The sequence below is a fragment of the Pseudomonas sp. NPDC086112 genome (assembly GCF_044746425.1).
Taxonomy (GTDB): Bacteria; Pseudomonadota; Gammaproteobacteria; order Pseudomonadales; family Pseudomonadaceae; genus Aquipseudomonas.
On record NZ_JBIVCD010000052.1, the window covers coordinates 12,413 to 32,853 of the forward strand.

The 20,441-nt window shown below is 58.3% G+C and carries 16 protein-coding genes and 2 pseudogenes; all 18 read right to left on the reverse strand.

Translation table 11 applies throughout. From position 1 onward, the window contains the following. Positions 1-275: 275 nt before the first annotated feature. Positions 276-1,604, reverse strand: a complete 1,329-nt coding sequence (gene tilS / locus ACIPLA_RS25595; protein WP_401176991.1) for a tRNA lysidine(34) synthetase TilS — start codon at positions 1,602-1,604, stop codon at positions 276-278. A gap of 134 nt (positions 1,605-1,738) precedes the next feature. Beyond that, positions 1,739-2,686, reverse strand: a complete 948-nt coding sequence (locus ACIPLA_RS25600; protein ID WP_007907168.1) for an acetyl-CoA carboxylase carboxyltransferase subunit alpha — start codon at positions 2,684-2,686, stop codon at positions 1,739-1,741. A 152-nt stretch (positions 2,687-2,838) separates the two neighbouring features. Then, positions 2,839-6,360, reverse strand: coding sequence for a DNA polymerase III subunit alpha (gene dnaE, locus ACIPLA_RS25605; RefSeq protein ID WP_401176994.1), 3,522 nt, complete (start codon positions 6,358-6,360; stop codon positions 2,839-2,841). A gap of 82 nt (positions 6,361-6,442) precedes the next feature. Next, positions 6,443-7,084, reverse strand: coding sequence for a ribonuclease HII (gene rnhB, locus ACIPLA_RS25610; RefSeq protein ID WP_063342641.1), 642 nt, complete (start codon positions 7,082-7,084; stop codon positions 6,443-6,445). Continuing rightward, complete coding sequence (lpxB, locus tag ACIPLA_RS25615; RefSeq protein ID WP_008072670.1) at positions 7,084-8,211, reverse strand: lipid-A-disaccharide synthase; 1,128 nt, start codon at positions 8,209-8,211, stop codon at positions 7,084-7,086. The genes rnhB and lpxB overlap by 1 nt, the downstream gene beginning before the upstream one ends. Before the next feature lie 2 nt (positions 8,212-8,213). After that, positions 8,214-8,990, reverse strand: a complete 777-nt coding sequence (gene lpxA / locus ACIPLA_RS25620; RefSeq protein WP_063342640.1) for an acyl-ACP--UDP-N-acetylglucosamine O-acyltransferase — start codon at positions 8,988-8,990, stop codon at positions 8,214-8,216. Then, entirely contained in the window at positions 8,987-9,427 is a 441-nt protein-coding gene (gene fabZ / locus ACIPLA_RS25625; protein ID WP_008154051.1) for a 3-hydroxyacyl-ACP dehydratase FabZ, read from the reverse strand. The genes lpxA and fabZ overlap by 4 nt, the downstream gene beginning before the upstream one ends. 108 nt (positions 9,428-9,535) lie before the next feature. Beyond that, entirely contained in the window at positions 9,536-10,591 is a 1,056-nt protein-coding gene (lpxD, locus tag ACIPLA_RS25630) for a UDP-3-O-(3-hydroxymyristoyl)glucosamine N-acyltransferase (protein ID WP_218398432.1), read from the reverse strand. Positions 10,592-10,594: 3 nt separating this feature from the next. Next, the gene (locus tag ACIPLA_RS25635) at positions 10,595-11,098 is read right to left on the reverse strand and encodes an OmpH family outer membrane protein (RefSeq protein WP_007907155.1); all 504 of its coding nucleotides are present in this window, start codon (positions 11,096-11,098) and stop codon (positions 10,595-10,597) included. A gap of 45 nt (positions 11,099-11,143) precedes the next feature. After that, positions 11,144-13,519, reverse strand: coding sequence for an outer membrane protein assembly factor BamA (gene bamA / locus ACIPLA_RS25640; protein ID WP_401177001.1), 2,376 nt, complete (start codon positions 13,517-13,519; stop codon positions 11,144-11,146). A gap of 72 nt (positions 13,520-13,591) precedes the next feature. Beyond that, positions 13,592-14,943, reverse strand: a pseudogene (rseP, locus tag ACIPLA_RS25645) (RIP metalloprotease RseP). Positions 14,944-14,995: 52 nt separating this feature from the next. Further along, positions 14,996-16,186: a 1-deoxy-D-xylulose-5-phosphate reductoisomerase gene (ispC, locus tag ACIPLA_RS25650; protein WP_218398436.1), complete on the reverse strand. Its 1,191-nt coding sequence runs from the start codon at positions 16,184-16,186 to the stop codon at positions 14,996-14,998. After that, entirely contained in the window at positions 16,183-16,989 is an 807-nt protein-coding gene (locus ACIPLA_RS25655) for a phosphatidate cytidylyltransferase (protein ID WP_218398438.1), read from the reverse strand. The genes ispC and ACIPLA_RS25655 overlap by 4 nt, the downstream gene beginning before the upstream one ends. Continuing rightward, a complete protein-coding gene (gene uppS, locus ACIPLA_RS25660) occupies positions 16,989-17,744 on the reverse strand; it encodes a polyprenyl diphosphate synthase (RefSeq protein WP_095631671.1) in 756 nt (251 codons plus the stop codon). The genes ACIPLA_RS25655 and uppS overlap by 1 nt, the downstream gene beginning before the upstream one ends. A gap of 13 nt (positions 17,745-17,757) precedes the next feature. Continuing rightward, the gene (frr, locus tag ACIPLA_RS25665) at positions 17,758-18,315 is read right to left on the reverse strand and encodes a ribosome recycling factor (RefSeq protein WP_007907979.1); all 558 of its coding nucleotides are present in this window, start codon (positions 18,313-18,315) and stop codon (positions 17,758-17,760) included. Continuing rightward, the gene (gene pyrH, locus ACIPLA_RS25670; RefSeq protein WP_003172271.1) at positions 18,312-19,055 is read right to left on the reverse strand and encodes a UMP kinase; all 744 of its coding nucleotides are present in this window, start codon (positions 19,053-19,055) and stop codon (positions 18,312-18,314) included. Before pyrH ends, frr begins: the two co-directional genes overlap by 4 nt. 210 nt (positions 19,056-19,265) lie before the next feature. Next, on the reverse strand, positions 19,266-20,129 hold the full coding sequence (gene tsf, locus ACIPLA_RS25675) for a translation elongation factor Ts (protein ID WP_123501154.1): 864 nt from the start codon (positions 20,127-20,129) through the stop codon (positions 19,266-19,268). A gap of 192 nt (positions 20,130-20,321) precedes the next feature. Then, positions 20,322-20,441 (reverse strand): annotated as a pseudogene (locus tag ACIPLA_RS25680) (30S ribosomal protein S2); the annotation flags it as partial.

The window sequence follows — 20,441 nt, forward strand, 5'->3', positions numbered from 1 at the left end:
TGAAAAACCCTAGACGTCTGCGTTAAAGCGGTCCGAGCCGCCGGGGAAAGCGAAGGAAGGCCGAAGCCCCCGATCACCTGCATTAATCACAGTGCATCTTTCAAAAAAACCGCCGCGTTGGGACAGACCGGCAGGTGAAACACCGGTAGGTTGCTCGCTACACATTTTTTGGAATCGCCCAGCAAAGACTGCTTGGTAATCGGCAACTCCTGCGATTCAGGCGAATCCACAGAAGTTGTATCAAGAAGGGAGCGTAGTCTACCGGAAAGCCCCTTTCAGCTCAAACCTTGATCTTCGATCTGCGGCTGCCAATGCAAATGCCAGCCACTTTGCTCACCGCCATTTAGCCCCCGCAGGTTCGCCACCGCCAGCAATTGCGGGCCTCTGTAGACCAGCGGCAATCTGCCACGGGCGAAGCCCGGCATACCGCGTTCGTTGAGTAAACGCTTCAGGTCACGGTGGCCGCGATCGGGCAGGTTCATCACCTCGCCTCCCTCACGATAGCGGATCTGCAGCGGGCCAACGGGGATCTGACCGATGAACGTGAGTACACCGTTATCCGGCAACGCCAGTGATACCGAGGGATCAGCCCAAGACACCGGGGATGGCGGAGTGCGCAGCCAGCCACCCGACAACCACCAGACACGCCTACCCGCGCGATGCAATTCACCCGCCGCCAGCCGCCAGACCGGACGCGCATCGCCGGTCGCATCACGCAAATTTTCCCAACCCGACCAATGGTCACTGTCCGGCAAAGTCGTTAGCGGTTTGAGCCAATGACTTAGCGCATTGCGCTGACGCGCATCAGACAGTTTTTCCAGTGGCGCCAGTTCCAGCGACGGCAAACCCAGCCAATCGAAATCGCTGACCGTGGTGGCATGGGCCAGATCGATTTGCGCCAATTCGTCGAGCAGTTCTTGCGCTTCGCTCAGATGCGCAGCGCTGCGCGCCATGGTCGCCACCGCTTGCGGCCAGCGCGCAGTCAACACCGGGAACACTTGATGACGCAGATAATTGCGCGAGAACTGGCGGTCCTGGTTCGACGGATCCTCGATCCAGCCCAACTGATATTCAGTCGCGTAGGCCTCAAGCTCGGCACGCGTTACGTCGAGCAACGGCCGCAACAGATGCCCCCGACCCAAAGGACGCTCGCTCGGCATTCCCGACAACCCTCTCACCCCTGCCCCACGCATCAGCCGAAACAACAGGGTTTCCGCCTGATCGTCGCGGTGTTGGCCCGTGAGCAGCACGTCACCGACGTGAGTCGCCGCGATGAAGGCGCCATAACGCGCATCCCGCGCCGCACGCTCAAGGCTGGCGCCCGATTCAACTTGAACGCGCACGACCTCTAGCGGCACTCCCAGCGCATCACAGACCGACTGACAATGTTCCGGCCACGCATCAGCCGCAGCCTGGAGGCCGTGGTGGACATGGATGGCAGTCAGCGCCGGCAGGGATTGGGTTTTCGCAAGGTGCGCGAGAAGGTGCAGCAGGACGGTGGAGTCGAGACCACCGGAGAACGCGATGCGCCAGGTTGTGGCGTTGCGCCACGGTGCAAGATTCAGCAAGAGTCTGGCAGGCAAATCAATCGTGGGCTGACTCATATCGATCACTTCGCACAAATCAAATGTGGGAGCGGGCTTGCTCTCGAAGGCGGTTCAACATTCAACACATCAGTCGACTGTTATACCGCTTTCGCGAGCAAGCCCGCTCCCACATTATTAAAGCCGAGGTCAGATCAGAGACCGTAGCTCATCAGACGCTCGTAACGACGGGCCAACAGCGCCTTGTTATCGAACTTCTTCAACATCGCCAGTTGCGAGCTCAGCTCGGCGCGGATCGAGGCAGCCGCAGCGGCCGGATCACGATGAGCGCCGCCCAATGGCTCGCCGATCACTTTATCGACAATGCCCAGGCCCTTCAGACGCTCGGCAGTGATGCCCATGGCTTCAGCAGCATCCGGGGCTTTCTCGGAAGTTTTCCACAGAATCGAAGCGCAACCTTCCGGCGAAATCACCGCATAGGTCGAGTACTGCAGCATGTTCAGCTGGTCGCAGACGCCGATCGCCAATGCACCACCGGAACCACCTTCACCGATCACGGTGGCAATGATTGGGGTTTTCAGACGAGCCATGACGCGCAGGTTCCAGGCAATCGCTTCGCTCTGGTTGCGCTCTTCAGCGTCGATACCAGGGTAAGCCCCCGGAGTGTCGATGAAGGTCAGGATCGGCATTTTGAAGCGTTCGGCCATTTCCATCAGACGGCACGCCTTGCGGTAGCCTTCCGGACGCGGCATGCCGAAGTTGCGACGAACCTTCTCGCGCACTTCGCGGCCTTTCTGGTGACCGATGATCATCACCGGCTGATCATCCAGACGGGCAACACCACCTACGATGGCAGCGTCGTCGGAGAAGTGACGGTCGCCGTGCAGTTCGTCGAACTCGGTGAAGATGTGTTCGATGTAGTCCAGGGTATACGGACGTTTCGGGTGACGCGCCAGACGTGCGATCTGCCAGCTGGTCAGCTTGCCGAAGATGTCTTCGGTCAGCGTGCTGCTCTTGTCCTGCAGGCGGGAGATCTCATCGCCGATATTCAGCGAATTGTCATTACCGACCAAGCGCAACTCTTCGATCTTGGCTTGCAGGTCGGCGATCGGCTGTTCGAAATCTAGAAAATTCGGGTTCATAGGCGTCCGTCTTGGGTCGACCTTCCAAGAGACCTTGGGCCGGCCGGTTGTCTATTCGCGCCCTACCTTAAGGGACAGGCGCGTTCAGGTCGAGATTAAAAATTTGGGTCGGGATCAGGCGCGCTCTAATGGTAAAGAATGGCACCTGACCGTCAACGGTATTGGAGGAAGACGTTGTCTCGCCCGAACTGGTCACGCAGGGCTTGAATCAAGGCATCCGCCGGATCGATCCGCCAGGTCTCGCCGAACTGCAACAAGGCCTTCGCATCGGGACTGGTGTACTCCATGGTGATCGGGCACGCGCCGCGGTGGCGCTTGAACAGCTCACCCAGCCAGCGTAGCTGATCGCCTTTCAAATCCTTGGTGTGCAATTTCAGGCGCAGGCTTTCGGCCAGGTTGGTGCGCGCATCTTCCATGCTCATCACGCGCTTGACCCGCAGCCGCAGGCCGCCAGAGAAGTCATCATTGCTGACTTCACCTTCGACCACCACCATCGCGTCGGTCTGCAACAGCGACTGCGCGGAGTGGAAGGCGTCGGCGAACAGCGAGGCTTCGATCCGCCCGGAGCGGTCGTCGAGGGTGATGAAACCCATCTTGTCGCCCTTTTTGTTCTTCATCACGCGCAGGGCGATGATCATGCCCGCGACCGTCTGGGTATCGCGAGCAGGCTTCAGGTCGATAATGCGCTGACGGGCGAAGCGACGGATCTCGCCTTCGTATTCGTCGATCGGGTGACCGGTCAGGTACAGGCCCAGGGTGTCTTTTTCCCCTTTCAGGCGTTCCTTGAGGGTCAGTTCCTTGGCCTTGCGATGATTGGCGTAGACGTCGGCGTCGTCCTCGACGAACAACCCGCCAAACAGGTCGGCGTGGCCACTGTCGTGGGTGCGCGCGGTTTGCTCGGCAGCCTTGATCGCCCCTTCCATCGCGTTCAACAAGACCGCGCGGTTCTGGTCAATGCTGGCTTGATAGGCTTTGGGTTCGTCATGGAAATACGGGCCCAGACGATCCAGCGCGCCGCTGCGGATCAAGCCGTCCAGGGTACGCTTGTTGATTCGCTTGAGATCGACACGGGCGCAGAAATCGAACAGATCCTTGAACGGTCCGTCCTGACGCGCCTCGGTGATCGCTTCCACCGGTCCTTCGCCCACACCCTTGATTGCGCCGAGGCCATAAATAATGCGGCCTTCGTCATTCACCGTGAACTTGAACTCCGAAGTATTCACATCCGGCGCGTCGAGACGCAGCTTCATGGTGCGAATTTCTTCGATCAAGGTCACGACCTTGTCGGTGTTGTGCATATCCGCCGACAGTACCGCGGCCATGAACGGCGCCGGGTAGTGGGTTTTCAGCCACGCGGTCTGGTACGACACCAGGCCATACGCGGCGGAGTGGGATTTGTTGAAGCCGTAACCGGCGAACTTTTCTACCAGGTCGAAGATGTTACCGGCCAGGTCGGCGTCAATATTGTTGGTGGCGCAACCTTCAATGAAACCGCCACGTTGCTTGGCCATTTCCTCGGGTTTTTTCTTACCCATGGCTCGACGCAGCATGTCTGCACCGCCAAGGGTGTAACCGGCCATGACCTGGGCAATCTGCATCACCTGTTCCTGATACAGGATGATGCCGTAAGTCGGCGCCAGGACTGGCTTGAGGCCTTCGTACTGGTAATCCGAGTGCGGGTACGCGAGCTCCGCGCGACCGTGCTTACGGTTGATGAAGTCATCCACCATGCCTGATTGCAACGGGCCCGGACGGAACAGGGCCACCAGTGCGATCAAGTCTTCCAGGCAGTCGGGCTTGAGCTTTTTGATCAGCTCTTTCATGCCGCGCGACTCGAGCTGGAACACCGCAGTGGTTTCAGCTTTTTGCAACAGCGTGTAGGTCGGTTTGTCGTCCAGCGGAATGAACGCGATATCCAGCGGCGGCTCGTTGATCTTGGCGCGATCGCGGTTGATGGTCTTCAGCGCCCAGTCGATAACTGTCAGGGTCCGCAGCCCCAGGAAGTCGAACTTCACCAGACCGGCCGCCTCGACGTCGTCCTTGTCGAACTGGGTTACCAGGCCATCGCCCGCTTCGTCGCAATAAATCGGCGAGAAGTCGGTCAGCTTGGTCGGCGCGATTACCACACCACCGGCGTGCTTGCCGACGTTACGCACAACGCCTTCAAGCTTGCGTGCCATTTCCCAGATTTCCGCAGCCTCTTCATCGACCTTGATGAAGTCGCGCAGGATTTCTTCCTGCTCGTAGGCTTTTTCCAGGGTCATGCCAACTTCGAACGGAATCATCTTCGACAGACGATCCGCCAAACCGTAGGACTTGCCCTGCACCCGTGCCACGTCACGGACCACCGCTTTCGCCGCCATGGAACCGAAGGTGATGATCTGGCTCACCGCGTTACGGCCGTATTTCTCGGCCACGTAATCGATCACCCGGTCACGGCCGTCCATGCAGAAGTCGACGTCGAAGTCGGGCATGGATACCCGTTCCGGGTTAAGGAAACGTTCGAACAGCAGGTCATATTCCAGCGGGTCGAGGTCGGTGATTTTCTGCACATAGGCCACCAGCGACCCGGCACCCGACCCACGACCCGGACCTACCGGCACGCCGTTGCTCTTGGCCCACTGGATAAAGTCCATCACGATCAGAAAGTAACCGGGGAAGCCCATCTGGATGATGATATCCAGCTCGAAATTCAACCGGTCGACATAGACCTGACGCTTGGCTTCGTAGTCTTCGGTGGTGTCCTTGGGCAGCAGAACGCTGAGGCGCTCTTCGAGACCATCGAAGGAAACCTTGCGGAAATACTCGTCGATGGTCATGCCATCGGGAATCGGGAAGTTGGGCAGGAAGTGTTTGCCCAGTTTCACCTCGATGTTGCAGCGTTTCGCGATCTCAACCGTGTTTTCCAGCGCCTCGGGCAAGTCGCTGAACAGCTCGGCCATTTCCTCGGCACTTTTGAGGTATTGCTGATCGCTGTAATTCTTCGACCGCCGCGGATCGTCGAGGGCGCGACCCTCACCGATGCATACGCGGGTTTCGTGGGCTTCGAAGTCTTCCTGCTTGATGAAACGCACATCGTTGGTGGCCACCAGCGGCGCGCCGATCTTCGCCGCCAGCGCCACGGCGCCGTGCAGTTGTTCTTCGTCATTGGGGCGGCTGGTGCGCTGGACTTCCAGATAGAAGCGATCCGGGAACACCGCCATCCACTCGCGAGCCAGGGTTTCGGCTTCGTCCGGGTTGCCGCTGAGCATGGCCAGACCGATCTCGCCCTCTTTCGCCGCCGACAGCATGATCAAGCCTTCGCTGGCTTCAGCCACCCACTCGCGCTCGATAATCACCGAGCCATTGCGCTGGCCGTCAATGAAGCCACGGGAGATCAGCTCGGTGAGGTTGCGATAACCCACCGCATTCATCGCCAACAGGCTGATCCGGCTCAAGGAGTTGTCCGGATCCTTGTTCGACAGCCACAGGTCGGCGCCGCAGATCGGCTTGATCCCCGCACCCATCGCCGCTTTATAGAATTTGACCAGGGAACACATGTTGTTCTGGTCGGTGACCGCCACGGCAGGCATGTTCATGCCGACCAGGGTCTTGACCAGCGGCTTGATCCGCACCAGACCGTCGACCAGGGAATATTCAGTGTGCAGGCGTAGATGAACGAATGAAGCCGGCATAGTGATCCTGTCTAGAAACTAGAAACGTGAAGACAACAAGGCCCGGATTGTACCGGGCCTTGAGTAAAACATCAGCCTGCGACTAACTCCCGATCAGGTTTTCCCGCGCTTCATACGCCAAGCGTACCGGGGCGAACGAGCGGCGATGGATTGGGGTCGGCCCCAAGCGGGCCAGCGCTTCCAGATGAACGGGTGTCGGGTAGCCTTTATGGCCTCCGATCCCGTAACCCGGATAAATCAGTTCGAATGCCGCCATTTCTCGATCACGGCTGACCTTGGCCAGAATCGATGCCGCAGCAATGGCCGGTACCTTGCCATCGCCCTGGATCACCGCTTCGGCGCGCATCGAGAGTTTCGGGCAACGGTTGCCGTCGATCATCGCCAGTTTCGGCTGAATGTGCAGCCCCTCGACGGCACGCTGCATGGCCAGCATGGTGGCGTGAAGAATGTTCAGTTCGTCGATTTCTTCTACTTCAGCCCGAGCGACATACCAGCTCAGGGCCTTTTCGCAGATTTCGTCGTAAAGCGCTTCGCGACGGGCTTCGGTGAGCTTTTTGGAATCGTTGAGGCCCAGGATGGGGCGGCTCGGATCGAGGATCACTGCCGCCGTCACCACCGCACCGCACAGCGGGCCGCGACCGACCTCATCGACACCCGCTACCAGATCTACAACCTCATCGACCAACATAAAATCCAGGCCCAGCTGCTTGCTTGCTTTGCTCATTATGCTCTGCCAATCAGGTTCAGTACCGCGTCCGCTGCCTGATTGGAGGCGTCCAAGCGCAGGGTTCGGTGGATTTCGTCAAAGCCTCGGGTCTGCTCCTGGCCACCTTCGATCAGTGGCGACAGGGTCTGGGCCAAGGCCTCAACCGTCGCATCGTCCTGCAACAACTCCGGCACCAGCAGGCGCTGGGCCAGCAGATTCGGCAACGAGACGTAGGGACTCTTCACCATCCGTTTGAGAATCCAGAACGTCAGCGGTGCCAAGCGATAAGCGACCACCATCGGCCGCTTGTACAACAAGGCTTCCAGCGTAGCGGTGCCCGACGCGATCAACACGGCGTCGCAAGCAGCCAGGGCCAGATGGGACTTGCCGTCGAGCAAGGTCAGTGGCAGATCACGACCGGCCAGCAGCTCTTCAAGCTGGGCCCGGCGCTGCGGGCTCGCGCACGGCATGACGAACCGTACGCCCGGGCGCATGGCGCGCACGCGCTGGGCAGTGTCGAGGAACAGCGCACCAAGGCGCCCGACCTCACCACCCCGGCTACCCGGCATCAGGGCGACCAGCGGCCCATCCGGCAAACCAAGTTCGGCCCGCGCTGCGGCGCGATCAGCCTCAAGCGGAATCGCATCGGCCAGGGAATGGCCGACAAACCGCACCGGCACGCCCTTCTCTTCATAAAATTTAGCTTCGAACGGGAACAGCGTCAGCATCAGGTCGCAACCTTCGCGAATCTTCAGCACCCGCTTCTGTCGCCAGGCCCAGACCGACGGGCTGACGTAATGCACGGTCTTGATCCCGGCCTGACGCAGCTTGAGTTCGATATTGAGGTTGAAGTCCGGGGCATCGATACCGATGAACACGTCCGGCTTCTCGGCGATCAGGTCTGCGACCAGTTTTTTGCGACGCGCCAATAGCTCGCGCAAACGGCCCAGCACTTCCACCAGCCCCATGACAGAAAGGCGTTCCATCGGGAAATACGACGTCAGGCCTTCAGCCTGCATCAGCGGACCGCCGACACCGATGAACTCGACCGCCGGATGCTGAACCTTGAGTGCGCGCATGAGGCCCGCACCCAAAATGTCACCGGAAGCCTCTCCCGCCACCAGCGCAATACGCAAATTGGCCATGGTTAACGGGTGATGCCGCGGGTCGAAGACTGGATGGAGTCACGGAACACCGCGACTTCCGGGAACTGCAGCGAGGGTTCGGCCAGCTCGACAAGCGCCTGCTCGACCGTCAGGCCCTGGCGGTAAACCACCTTGTAGGCACGACGCAGCGCGTGGATCGCATCTTCGCTGAAACCGCGACGGCGCAGGCCTTCGAAATTCATGCTGCGGGCTTCGGCCGGGTTGCCGAATACCGTGACGTAGGCTGGAACGTCCTTGCCAATGGCAGTGCCCATGCCGGAAAAGCTGTGGGCACCAATGTGGCAATACTGGTGAACCAGGGTAAAACCGGACAGGATCGCCCAGTCTTCAACGTGCACATGGCCCGCCAACGCGGTGTTGTTGACCAGGATGCAGTGGTTGCCGATAACGCTGTCGTGACCGATGTGGGCATAGGCCATGATCAGGTTGTGATCGCCCAGGGTCGTTTCCGAACGGTCCTGAATGGTCCCGCGGTGGATCGTCACGCCTTCACGGATGACGTTGTGGTCACCGATGACAAGACGGGTTTCTTCGCCCTTGTATTTCAGATCGGGCGTGTCCTCGCCTACCGAAGAAAACTGGTAGATGCGGTTGTGCTTACCGATTCGGGTCGGGCCCTTGAGAATCACATGCGGCCCGATCACTGTCCCCTCGCCGATTTCCACACCTGCGCCGATGATCGACCAAGGGCCGACTTCGACGTCGTCGGCCAGAATGGCCGTCGGATCGATGATTGCGCGAGGGTCAATCAAACTCATAGTTTGCGTTCCGCGCAGATGATTTCAGCGGAGCAGACTGGCTTGCCATCGACCGAAGCCTGGCATTCGAACTTCCAGATCTGACGCTTGCAGCTGATGAAGCGCGCTTCGAGGATCAACTGATCGCCTGGAGTGACGGGCTGACGAAAACGCAGCTTGTCGGAGCCGACGAAGTAGTAAAGCGTGCCGTCAGCGGGCTTCACGTCGAGCATTTTGAAACCGAGGATGCCGGCAGCCTGAGCCATCGCTTCAATGATCAACACGCCCGGCATGATTGGATGCGCAGGGAAGTGACCATTGAAGAACGGTTCGTTGATGCTGACATTCTTGTAGGCGCGAATGCGCTTGCCTTCCACATCCAGATCCACGACCCGGTCCACCAGCAGGAACGGGTAACGGTGAGGCAGGTATTCGCGAATCTCGTTGATGTCCATCATTTCGGGGGGAAGCCTATGTAAAGATTGGGAGCGCGCGACTGACGCGCACTCCTCTAGCAAATCAAGGAGGCAGTCTAACGGCTGTGCACACTTGATATGGAAATGGTATCAGCCATCTGATGAAGCATTACCGTCAGGGGTCACGTCCCCTACACGCTTTTCCAGCTGTCGCAGACGTCGCGCGATGTCATCGAGCTGACGGATACGGGCCGCGCTTTTACGCCATTCGGCTGCCGGTTGCATCGCCGTACCGGAAGAATAGGAACCCGGCTCGGTAATCGAGTGGGTCACCATGGTCATCCCGGTCAGGAAAACGTTGTCGCAAATCTCGATATGCCCCACCAGACCCACGCCACCGGCGAGCATGCAATGCTTGCCGATTTTGGTGCTGCCGGAGATCCCCACACAGGCGGCCATGGCAGTGTGATCACCGACCTGGACGTTGTGAGCGATCTGAATCTGGTTGTCGAGCTTCACACCATTGCCGATAACGGTATCGGCCAGTGCGCCGCGATCGATAGCGGTATTTACGCCTATTTCCACGTCATCGCCGATCGAAACGCCGCCGATCTGGGCGATTTTCTGCCAGACACCTTTCTCGTTGGCAAAACCGAAGCCTTCACCGCCGAGCACGGCACCGGATTGAATCACCACCCGTTTGCCAATGCGCACGTCGTGATACAGCGTGACGCGCGGGGCCAACCAGCCGCCCTCGCCGATCTCGCAGCGCGCACCGATGAAGCATTGAGCCCCAACGGTCACACCTGCGCCAATACGCGCTGCACTTTCGATGACCGCAAAGGCACCGATGCTCGCCGCTGGATCGACCACTGCATCCGCTGCCACCACCGCTGTCGGGTGAATACCGGCAGGCGCCTTGGGTTTGGGATCGAACAAGTGGGAAACGCGCGCGTAGGCCAGATACGGATCCGGCACCACCAGTGCATCACCGGCAAAACCTTCTGCGTCAGCGGCCTTCAGCAATACGGCTGCAGCCCGACTGTCAGCCAGGTATTTACGGTATTGAGGATTTGCCAGAAAGCTCAACTGAGCTGGGCCAGCCTCTTGCAAAGTGGCTAGCCCAGTAATTGCTTTCTTCGGGTCGCCACGCAAGGTGGCGCCGAGGAACTCGGCCAACTGGCCGAGCTTTATAGTCGCTGTCATGGGTTACTTCAGCTGATTCATGCGCTCGATAACCTGGCGAGTGATGTCGTACTGAGGCTTGACATCAATCACTGCGCCACGCTCGAAGACCAGGTCAAAAGCACCTTTCTTGATGACTTCTTCCACAGCGCTGTCCAGTTTCGGCTTGAGCTGCTTCAGCATTTCACGGTCGGCAACGGCCTTGGCTTCGTTCAGTTCCTTGGACTGGAACTGGAAATCACGGGCCTTTTGCTTGAACTCGAGTTCAAGACGTTCACGCTCGCCTTGTTGCATTTTGTCGCCGCCAGCCATCAGACGGTCCTGGATACCCTTGGCGCTGCTTTCCAGGCTCTTGAGCTTGGTCAGTTGCGGGCCAAACTTCTTCTCGGCATCCACGGCGTATTTTTTCGCCGCGTCGGATTCCAGCAGTGCCATCTGATAATTCAGAACGGCGATTTTCATGTCGGCAAAAGCCGGTCCTGCAACCAGTACGGTCGCCAGGAGAACCAATTGAGTCAACTTACGCACGATGCACTCCTACAAAATCCATTGTCGTTATCTTGGGTCAGACACTTAGAACGTCTGGCCGAGGGAGAATTGGAACACTTGAGTCTCAGCGTCATCCGGTTTCTTGACCGGCATCGCCAGTGCGAAGCTCAAAGGACCGAGAGCGGTAACCCATGTGACGCCGATACCAACGGAACTGGCCATGTTGCTCAGGCTAATGTCGTTGCACTGCGTATTGGACTTCGAACCGTCAGCGTTCCTGGTCTCTTTGCACGTCGAGTCGAACACGTTACCCACGTCCCAGAATACCGAAGTACGCAGGGAGCGCTGATCCTTGACGAACGGCAGAGGGAACAGAACCTCAACACCGCCCTGGATCAGGACATTACCACCGAATGGCAGTGGATCCTGGTCAGGATCTCGAGACGTACCCGGGTTAGTGCCCAAGCTTGGCGTACTGCGAGGACCAAGGGTACTGTCCTTGAAGCCACGAACCGAGTTGAAACCACCAGCATAGTAGTTTTCATAGAACGGCAGGCCGTCGGTCGAACCGTAACCATCGCCGTAACCCAGTTCAGTGTGCAGGCGCATGGTGTAGTTTTCAGTCAATGGCTGGAACAACTGGCCACGGTAATCGAGTTTGAAGAACGACAAGTCGCTGCCAGGGGTGGTGGCTTCCAGAGTCAGGCTCTGGGAACGACCACGGGTCGCCAATACACCTTTGTTCAGCGTGGACTCGGACCAACCGGCCGAGGCCTTGAAGTTCAGGTAATTGTCGCCTTCCTGATTAACGAAGTCGAAAATCTCATCAACGGTGTATCGACCAGTCTTGATCTTGTCCTGTTGCGCGGTCAGGCCGAAGGTCAGGCGCGAAGTCTCACTGATCGGGTAGCCGACGCTCACGCCCGCACCCAGGCTGTCTACGGCATAGCTGGCCACGTCGACGTCGAGGTCGTCATAGTCGGTGGTGCGATAGAAAGCGTTGTAACCCAGGCTCACACCGTCAGCAGTCCAGTACGGGTCGACATAACCGAAGTTATAGCGGCTCTGGTATTCACTGCGGGTCAAACCGACGCTGACCTTGTTACCGGTACCCAGGAAGTTGTTCTGGGTGATCGAGCCACCAAGGATCAGACCGGCACTCTGGGCGAAACCGACGCTGGCGGTAATCGAGCCGGACGCCTGCTCTTCAACGCTGTAGTTCACATCAACCTGGTCATCGACACCGGGCACGGCCGGCGTCTCGACGTTGACTTCCTTGAAGAAGCCCAGACGTTCCAGACGTGTCTTGGATTGATCGATCAGGTAAGTCGAAGCCCAACCGCCTTCCATCTGACGCATTTCACGGCGCAACACTTCGTCTTCGGACTTGGTGTTGCCACGGAAGTTGATGCGGTTCACGTAAGCACGCTTGCCCGGATCGACAGCGAACGTGATATCGACCGTGTGATCGTCATCGTGAGGCTGAGGTACGCCGTTGACGTTAGCGAAGGTGTAACCCTCGTTACCCAAGCGACGGGTGATCAGTTCGGACGTGGTGGTCATCAGCTTGCGCGAGAACACCTGGCCTTTCTGAACCAGCAGAAGGGACTTGATCTGGTCTTCAGGGACTTTCAGGTCACCGCTGAGCTTGACGTCACGAACGGTGTACTTCTCGCCTTCGTTGACGTTGACGGTGATGTAAACGTGCTTCTTGTCCGGGGTGATGGACACCTGGGTCGAAGCGATATCCATATTGATATAGCCGCGATCCAGATAGTAGGAGCGCAGACGCTCCAGGTCACCGGAGAGTTTTTCACGAGCGTACTTGTCATCGTTCTTGAAGAACGACAACCAGTTGCTGGTCTTGAGTTCGAACAGGTCGATGAGGTCTTCATCAGGGAAAACAGTGTTACCCACCACGTTGATGTGCTGGATAGCTGCAACGGTGCCTTCGTTGATGTTGACCTTCAGGCCCACGCGGTTACGCGGCTGTGGCACCACCTCGGTATCGACGGTAGCGGAGTAGCGGCCCTGAGCGACGTACTGACGCTGCAGCTCGTTACGCACACCTTCGAGGGTGGCGCGCTGAAAGATCTCGCCTTCGGCCAGACCGGATTGTTTGAGGCCCTTCATCAGGTCTTCAGTGGAGATCGCCTTGTTGCCTTCGATCTCGATACTGGCGACTGACGGACGCTCGACTACAGTAATGACGAGGACGTTGCCATCGCGACCCAGCTGGATATCTTGAAAGAACCCGGTTTTGAACAACGCACGAGTGGATTCCACCAGGCGACGATCATCCGCCTGTTCGCCGACGTTCAACGGCAAGGCACCAAAGACGCTACCCGCGGAGACCCGCTGTAGGCCATTGACGCGAATATCAGAGATAGTGAAGGACTCGGCGTGAACTTCGGCGATCATCAATACGGTGAGAACCGCAGTTAGCAGCAGACGTTTCATGAAGTCCTTTCTTATTCCAACTGGCAATAAAAACTGCCGCAAAATGCGGCAGATTCGCAATTCAGCGAAGCGTTACAGTCGGCCCAGATCATTAACCAGAGCAAGTAACATCACCCCGACCACCAAACTGATACCGATCTGTATCCCCCAACCTTGCACCCGATCCGACAAGGGGCGACCACGCGCCACTCGATCAGATAAAACAACAAATGCCCCCCATCCAGTACAGGAATGGGCAACAAATTCAGAACCCCCAGGCTAATACTCAGATAAGCAAGGAAATTCAGGAAATCAGCGACGCCCGACTGGGCAGAAGCGCCCGCCACTTTAGCAATGGTTATCGGTCCACTCAAGTTTTTTACCGAGAGCTCACCGAACAACATTTTCTTGAGCGAATCGAGGGTTAGCACACTCATGGTCCAAGTGCGTCGGGCACCCTCGCCAATCGCAGCCACCGGACCGTAACTGACTTCGCGAATCATCTCTGGTGGCCAATCGACCGCTTTCACCCCAGCGCCCAGATAACCACTGGGCGATTTGCTCTCGCCGCGAGCGGCCAACGTCACAGGGACGTCGATTTGAGCACCATCGCGCTCGACGCGCAGCATGATTTTGGTATCCGGATGCATACGGACGATGTCGACTACCTGCTGCCAGTCGTCCAGCGCCTTGCCATCAAGGGCCAACAAGCGGTCACCCGGCTTCAGGCCCGCAGCCTTCGCCGGCCCTTTCGGATCAAATTCGGCCAGGACTGGAGGCAACGCCGGACGCCAAGGACGAATGCCCAACGAGCGAATCGGATCTGGCTCCTCAGCCCCCTTGAGCCACTTGTCCAGCACCAGCTCACGGGGTGAGTCCACCGTGGAGCCCTGTTCGCGGACCAGCAACTGAATGGCACCGCTCTCGCCCAGACGACGGATCAGTTGCAGGTTCACCGCGGCCCAGCCGGAGGTTGGCTCGCCATCGATAGCCATGATTTCCTGGCCCGGGCTCAAACCTGCCTTGGAAGCAATACTGCCAGACTCTACCGCGCCGATAACCGGTCGCACCTGCTCGCTGCCCAGCATTGCCAATGCCCAGAAAAACACCATTGCCAATAGAAAGTTGGCGATCGGGCCGGCCGCGACGATGGCGATGCGCTGACGGACAGATTTGCGATTGAAGGATTGATCGACCTGGTCGGCCGGGACCTCGCCTTCGCGCTCGTCGAGCATCTTCACGTAGCCACCCAACGGGATGGCGGCAATTACGAACTCAGTGCCTTTGCTGTCGTGCCAGCGCAACAACGGCATGCCAAAGCCCACGGAGAAACGCAGCACTTTGACCCCACAGCGACGCGCGACCCAGAAATGGCCGAACTCGTGGAAGGTGACCAGCACACCCAGCGCTACCAGGGTGCCGACAATCATATAGAGCGCGCTCATGTACTTTCTCCGCAATCCTATCAGTGCTGCATGGGGCAACGTATTGCAGCACTTATCGCCCGTGACGGCTCAACCATTGCCCGGCCAGTACCCGTGCTTTCGCATCAGCCGTAAACACTGCCTCGAGATCATTCACTGCAACCACAGGCTCGAGGTTCAACGCTTCCTCGATAATACTCGCGATTTCCAGGTAGCGAACCCGTCCGTCGAGAAACGCCGCCACAGCCACCTCATTCGCGGCATTGAGCATGGCCGGCGCGCTATTGCCAGCTTCGGCGGCTTGACGCGCAAGGCGCAGGCACGGAAAACGTTCCTCATCGGGCGCCTGGAAATCCAGGCGAGCGATGGCAAACAGGTCCAGCGGCGCAACACCCGAATCGATTCGCTCTGGCCAGGCCAGGGCATTGGCAATCGGCGTGCGCATGTCCGGATTGCCCAACTGCGCCAATACTGAACCATCGATGTAGTCGACCAGCGAATGAATCACGCTCTGCGGGTGAATCACCACTTCGACCTGAGAAGGGGTAGCGTCGAACAGCCAGCAAGCCTCGATCAGCTCGAGCCCTTTGTTCATCATGCTGGCCGAATCCACTGAAATCTTGCGCCCCATGGACCAATTCGGATGGGCACACGCTTGTTCGGGGGAAACATGCTCCAGTTCGGCCATGGGCGTCTGCCGGAACGGGCCGCCAGAGGCTGTCAGTAAAATCCGACGCACACCGACCGCGCCAAGTCCACGGGCGAAATCCTGTGGCATGCACTGGAAAATCGCATTGTGCTCGCTGTCGATCGGCAGCAGCACCGAACCGCTTTTACGCACCGCCTGCATAAACAGCGCACCGGACATCACCAGCGCTTCTTTATTGGCCAGAAGAATCTTCTTGCCAGCCTCGACCGCCGCCAGAGTCGGACGCAAGCCCGCCGCACCGACAATAGCCGCCATTACCGCATCGACTTCCGGATCGGAGGCGACCTGACACAAGCCCTCCTCCCCTACCAGAACCCGGGTCGACAGACCGGCCGCGCGCAAATCGTCCTGCAAGCGTCGGGCAGCACCAGATTCCGGCACGACGGCGAAGCGCGGCACATGACGTACACACAGCGCCAACAGTTCACTCAAACGAGTGAAACCGCTCAAGGCGAAAACCTGATAACGCTCGGGATGACGGGCGATGACGTCGAGGGTGCTCAGACCAATCGAACCGGTCGCTCCCAGCACGGTAATCTGTTGTGGGCGGCTCACGGTGCTGCCATCCACAGCAGCACGGCGAATACCGGAATCGCCGCCGTCAGGCTATCGATTCGGTCCAGCACGCCGCCGTGGCCAGGCAGCAGATTACTGCTGTCCTTGATCCCCGACTGGCGCTTGAACATGCTTTCGGTGAGGTCGCCGACCACCGAAATGAACACGATTATTGCGGCACCGAACAGCCCCATCAGCATCTGAGCGAAACTCCAGTCCCGCACAAAACCGACGATTGCTGTAATCACCAGACTCACCAGCAAGCCGCCGTACACGCCTTCCCAGCTTTTGCCAGGGCTAACCTGTGGCGCCAGCTTGCGTTTGCCGAAGGCCCGACCGGAAAAGTACGCACCAATATCGGCCCCCCAGACCAGCACCATCACCGCCATGATCAGCCAGTTACCCAAAGGCTCCTGCTTGATCAGGACCAGCCCCTGCCACGCCGGCAACAGAATCAACAAGCCGATCACCAGCTTGCAGGCAGCACTGGCCCAATGTTGACTGGACTGTGGATAGGTCAATACCAGGTACGTGGCCATGCCCCACCAGAGCACCGCGGCACCCAACACCCAAGGCGCGAGCCCCGGCAGGATGTGCATGAAAAACAGCATCAACGCAACCACAGCGGCATAGGCAAGGCGAATCGACTGAGCAGCGAAACCTGCCAACCGCGCCCACTCCCACGCCCCAAGCGTCACCACCAGCCCGATGAACAGCGCAAAACCGGACCCTTCGAGCAGGAAAAACCCGCCCAGGGCAATCGGCAGCAGAATCAGTGCCGTGATGATTCGTTGTTTAAGCATTAAACCCGGGCTCCAGCCTCGACCTGCTCGCTCGTTTTACCGAAGCGACGCTGGCGAGAAGCGAAATCGGCTAGCGCATTGCGCATGGCGTCGTGTTTGAAGTCCGGCCAGAACAGGTCGGAGAAGTACAACTCGGCGTAAGCCAGCTGCCACAGCAGGAAATTGCTGATGCGATGCTCGCCACCGGTACGGATGCACAAGTCTGGCAACGGCAGATCACCGGTCGCCAGACAGGTTTGCAACAGCTCGGGGGTAATGTCCTCCGGACGCAGATGCCCGGCCTGAACTTCACGGGCCAGACGCTGCGCGGCTTGCGCGATATCCCACTGACCGCCGTAGTTGGCAGCGATCTGCAGGATAAAGCGGTTGGCACCGACAGTCATCGCCTCGGCTTCGCGCATGGCGGCCTGAAGCTCCGGATGAAAACGCGAGCGATCACCAATGATGCGCAAACTGATGTTGTTGTCGTTGAGGCGCTTGGCCTCGCGACGCAATGCCTTGAAGAACAGATCCATCAAGGCACTGACTTCATCGGCCGGGCGCTGCCAGTTCTCGCTGGAGAACGCGAACAGGGTCAATACTTCGACCCCGGCCTCGGCACACACTTCGATCACCGCACGCACCGCATCCACGCCCGCTTTATGTCCGGCGACACCCGGCATAAAGCGTTTTTTCGCCCAGCGATTATTACCATCCATGATGATCGCGACATGGCGCGGCACCGCGGACGGCGCAGTCTGCTTTGTCTTATCCATTAAAACGTGACCCTTATACGGCCATCAGGTCTTTTTCTTTCTGCGCCAAATTCGCGTCAATTTCAGCCACGTACTTTTTGGTCAGATCATCAATTTCGCCAGTAGCGCGACGCTCTTCGTCTTCGCTGATTTCCTTTTCCTTGACCAGATCCTTGAGTTGGCTGTTCGCATCACGACGGATGTTGCGCACCGCAACACGGGCATCTTCAGCGACATCGCGAGCCTGCTTGGTGAAGCCCTTACGGGTTTCTTCGGTCAGGGCCGGCATGGAGATCAGCAGCAACTCGCCGAGGTTGGTCGGGTTGAGGTTCAGACCCGCGCTACCGATGGCCTTGTCGACGGCACCCAGCATGTTGCGCTCAAAGGCAACCACTTGCAGGGTACGGGCGTCTTTCACGGTGATGTTCGCCACTTGCTTGATCGGCGTGTCGGAGCCGTAGTACGGAACCATGACACCTTCCAGAATGCTTGGGTGCGCCTGGCCCGTACGAATACGGCCGAAGTTGTGCGCCAGCGATTCGACGGATTTTTTCATGCGCTCTTGAGCGTCTTTCTTGATTTCGTTGATCATTGTTGGCCTTCCTCGATCAGAGTCCCTTCAGCGCCGCCATGTACGATGTTCAGCAGGGCGCCGGGCTTGTTCATGTTAAATACGCGCAACGGCATCTTGTGGTCGCGGCACAGGCAAATAGCCGTCAGATCCATCACGCCCAGCTTGCGATCCAGTACTTCATCATAAGTCAGATGATCGAACTTCTCGGCATGCGGGTCTTTGAATGGATCAGCCGTGTAAACGCCATCGACCTTGGTTGCCTTGAGCACGACGTCAGCGTCGATTTCGATTGCACGCAAGCAAGCTGCCGAATCCGTGGTGAAGAACGGATTACCGGTACCAGCCGCAAAAATCACGACTTCCTTGGCATTCAGGTGGCGCATGGCTTTGCGGCGATCATAGTGATCGGTCACGCCAACCATGGAAATGGCCGACATCACGATGGCCGAGATATTGGCACGTTCCAGCGCATCACGCATCGCCAGGGCGTTCATCACAGTGGCCAGCATGCCCATGTGGTCGCCAGTGACCCGATCCATGCCGGCCGCGCTGAGCGCCGCACCGCGAAACAGGTTACCCCCGCCGATCACCAGACCAACCTGGACACCGATGCCGACCAGTTGGCCAACTTCCAGCGCCATGCGATCCAGAACTTTCGGATCGATCCCGAACTCTTCCGAGCCCATCAGGGCCTCGCCGCTAAGCTTGAGTAGAATGCGTTTATAGCGAGCCTGATAACCACTGCCCTGCTGAGCCATTGCGAATCTCTCCTGCGGCGTATTTTAAAAAATTCTTTGCGGGCTGTTTGCAGCCTGCGTTCACTCTAGCTTGACGCTATCACAGCGCCATCGGAACACGGCTTTGTAAGCCAGTTCCGACGAGAAGCCAAATAAATTGGCATCCCCATCTGAAAAGAGGCTGCGCGCGTGAGCGGGCAGCCTCTTCAGGGCGACAGTTAAAAAACCGTCTTATTGCTTGGCAGCAGCCAGTTGGGCAGCAACTTCTTCAGCGAAGTTGTCGACCGGCTTCTCGATGCCTTCGCCTACTTTGAAGTAGGTGAAGGAAACGATTTCAGCACCGGCTTTCTTGGCCAGCTCGCCGACTTTGATTTCAGGGTTCTTGACGAACGCCTGCTCAACCAGGCTGGCTTCGGCCAGGAACTTGCTGATACGGCCTTTGACCATGTTTTCAACGATGTTTTCCGGCTTGCCGGCGATCTTGTCAGCGTTGAGAGTCAGGAACACGCCCTTCTCACGCTCAATCGCTTCAGCGGAAACTTCCGACGGCAGCAGGAATTCAGGGTTGGTCGCCGCTACGTGCATAGCGATGTCCTTGGCCAGCTCAACAGTGCCGCCTTTCAGGACAACTGCAACACCGATCTTGTTGCCGTGCAGGTAACCACCAACAACGTCACCTTCAACGCGCGCCAGACGACGGATGTTGACGTTTTCGCCAACCTTGCCGACCAGTACCAGGCGATCAGCTTCTTGAGCTTCGATCAACGGAGCAGCTTCAGTCAGCTTGTCAGCGAACGCTTTTTCAACGCTTGCAGCAACAAATGCCTTGAAGTCGTCCTGCAGAGCCAGGAAGTCGGTCTGCGAGTTCACTTCCAGCAGAACGGCGGATTTGCCGTCTTCTTTCAGAGCGATCGCGCCTTCAGCCGCTACGTTGCCAGCTTTCTTGGCAGCCTTGATGGCGCCCGAAGCACGCATGTCATCAATGGCTTTTTCGATGTCGCCGCCAGCCTTGGTCAAGGCCTTTTTGCAATCCATCATGCCTTCGCCGGTACGCTCGCGCAGTTCTTTGACCAACGCTGCAGTAATCTCTGCCATTTTCAAATTCCTCTTGGATAGGTTTTCAACCATTCCACCCGATCGAACGGGCGTTCAATTCTTCCCGAACCACCCTTGTTAGCCGCTGCACGTTACAGATGATGTAGCTGCGCTGCTCACAAATGGTTTTCGAGGTGGCAAAAAGGGGGCCAAGCCCCCTTTTTGCTTACTGAGTCAACGCCAGGGCGTCAATTACTCAGCTGCAGCTGCCGGAGCTTCTTCAACGAACTGCTCGGGACCGCCAGCAACGTGGTTGCGACCGCGGATTACAGCATCAGCCATCGAACCCATGTACAGCTGGATAGCGCGGAT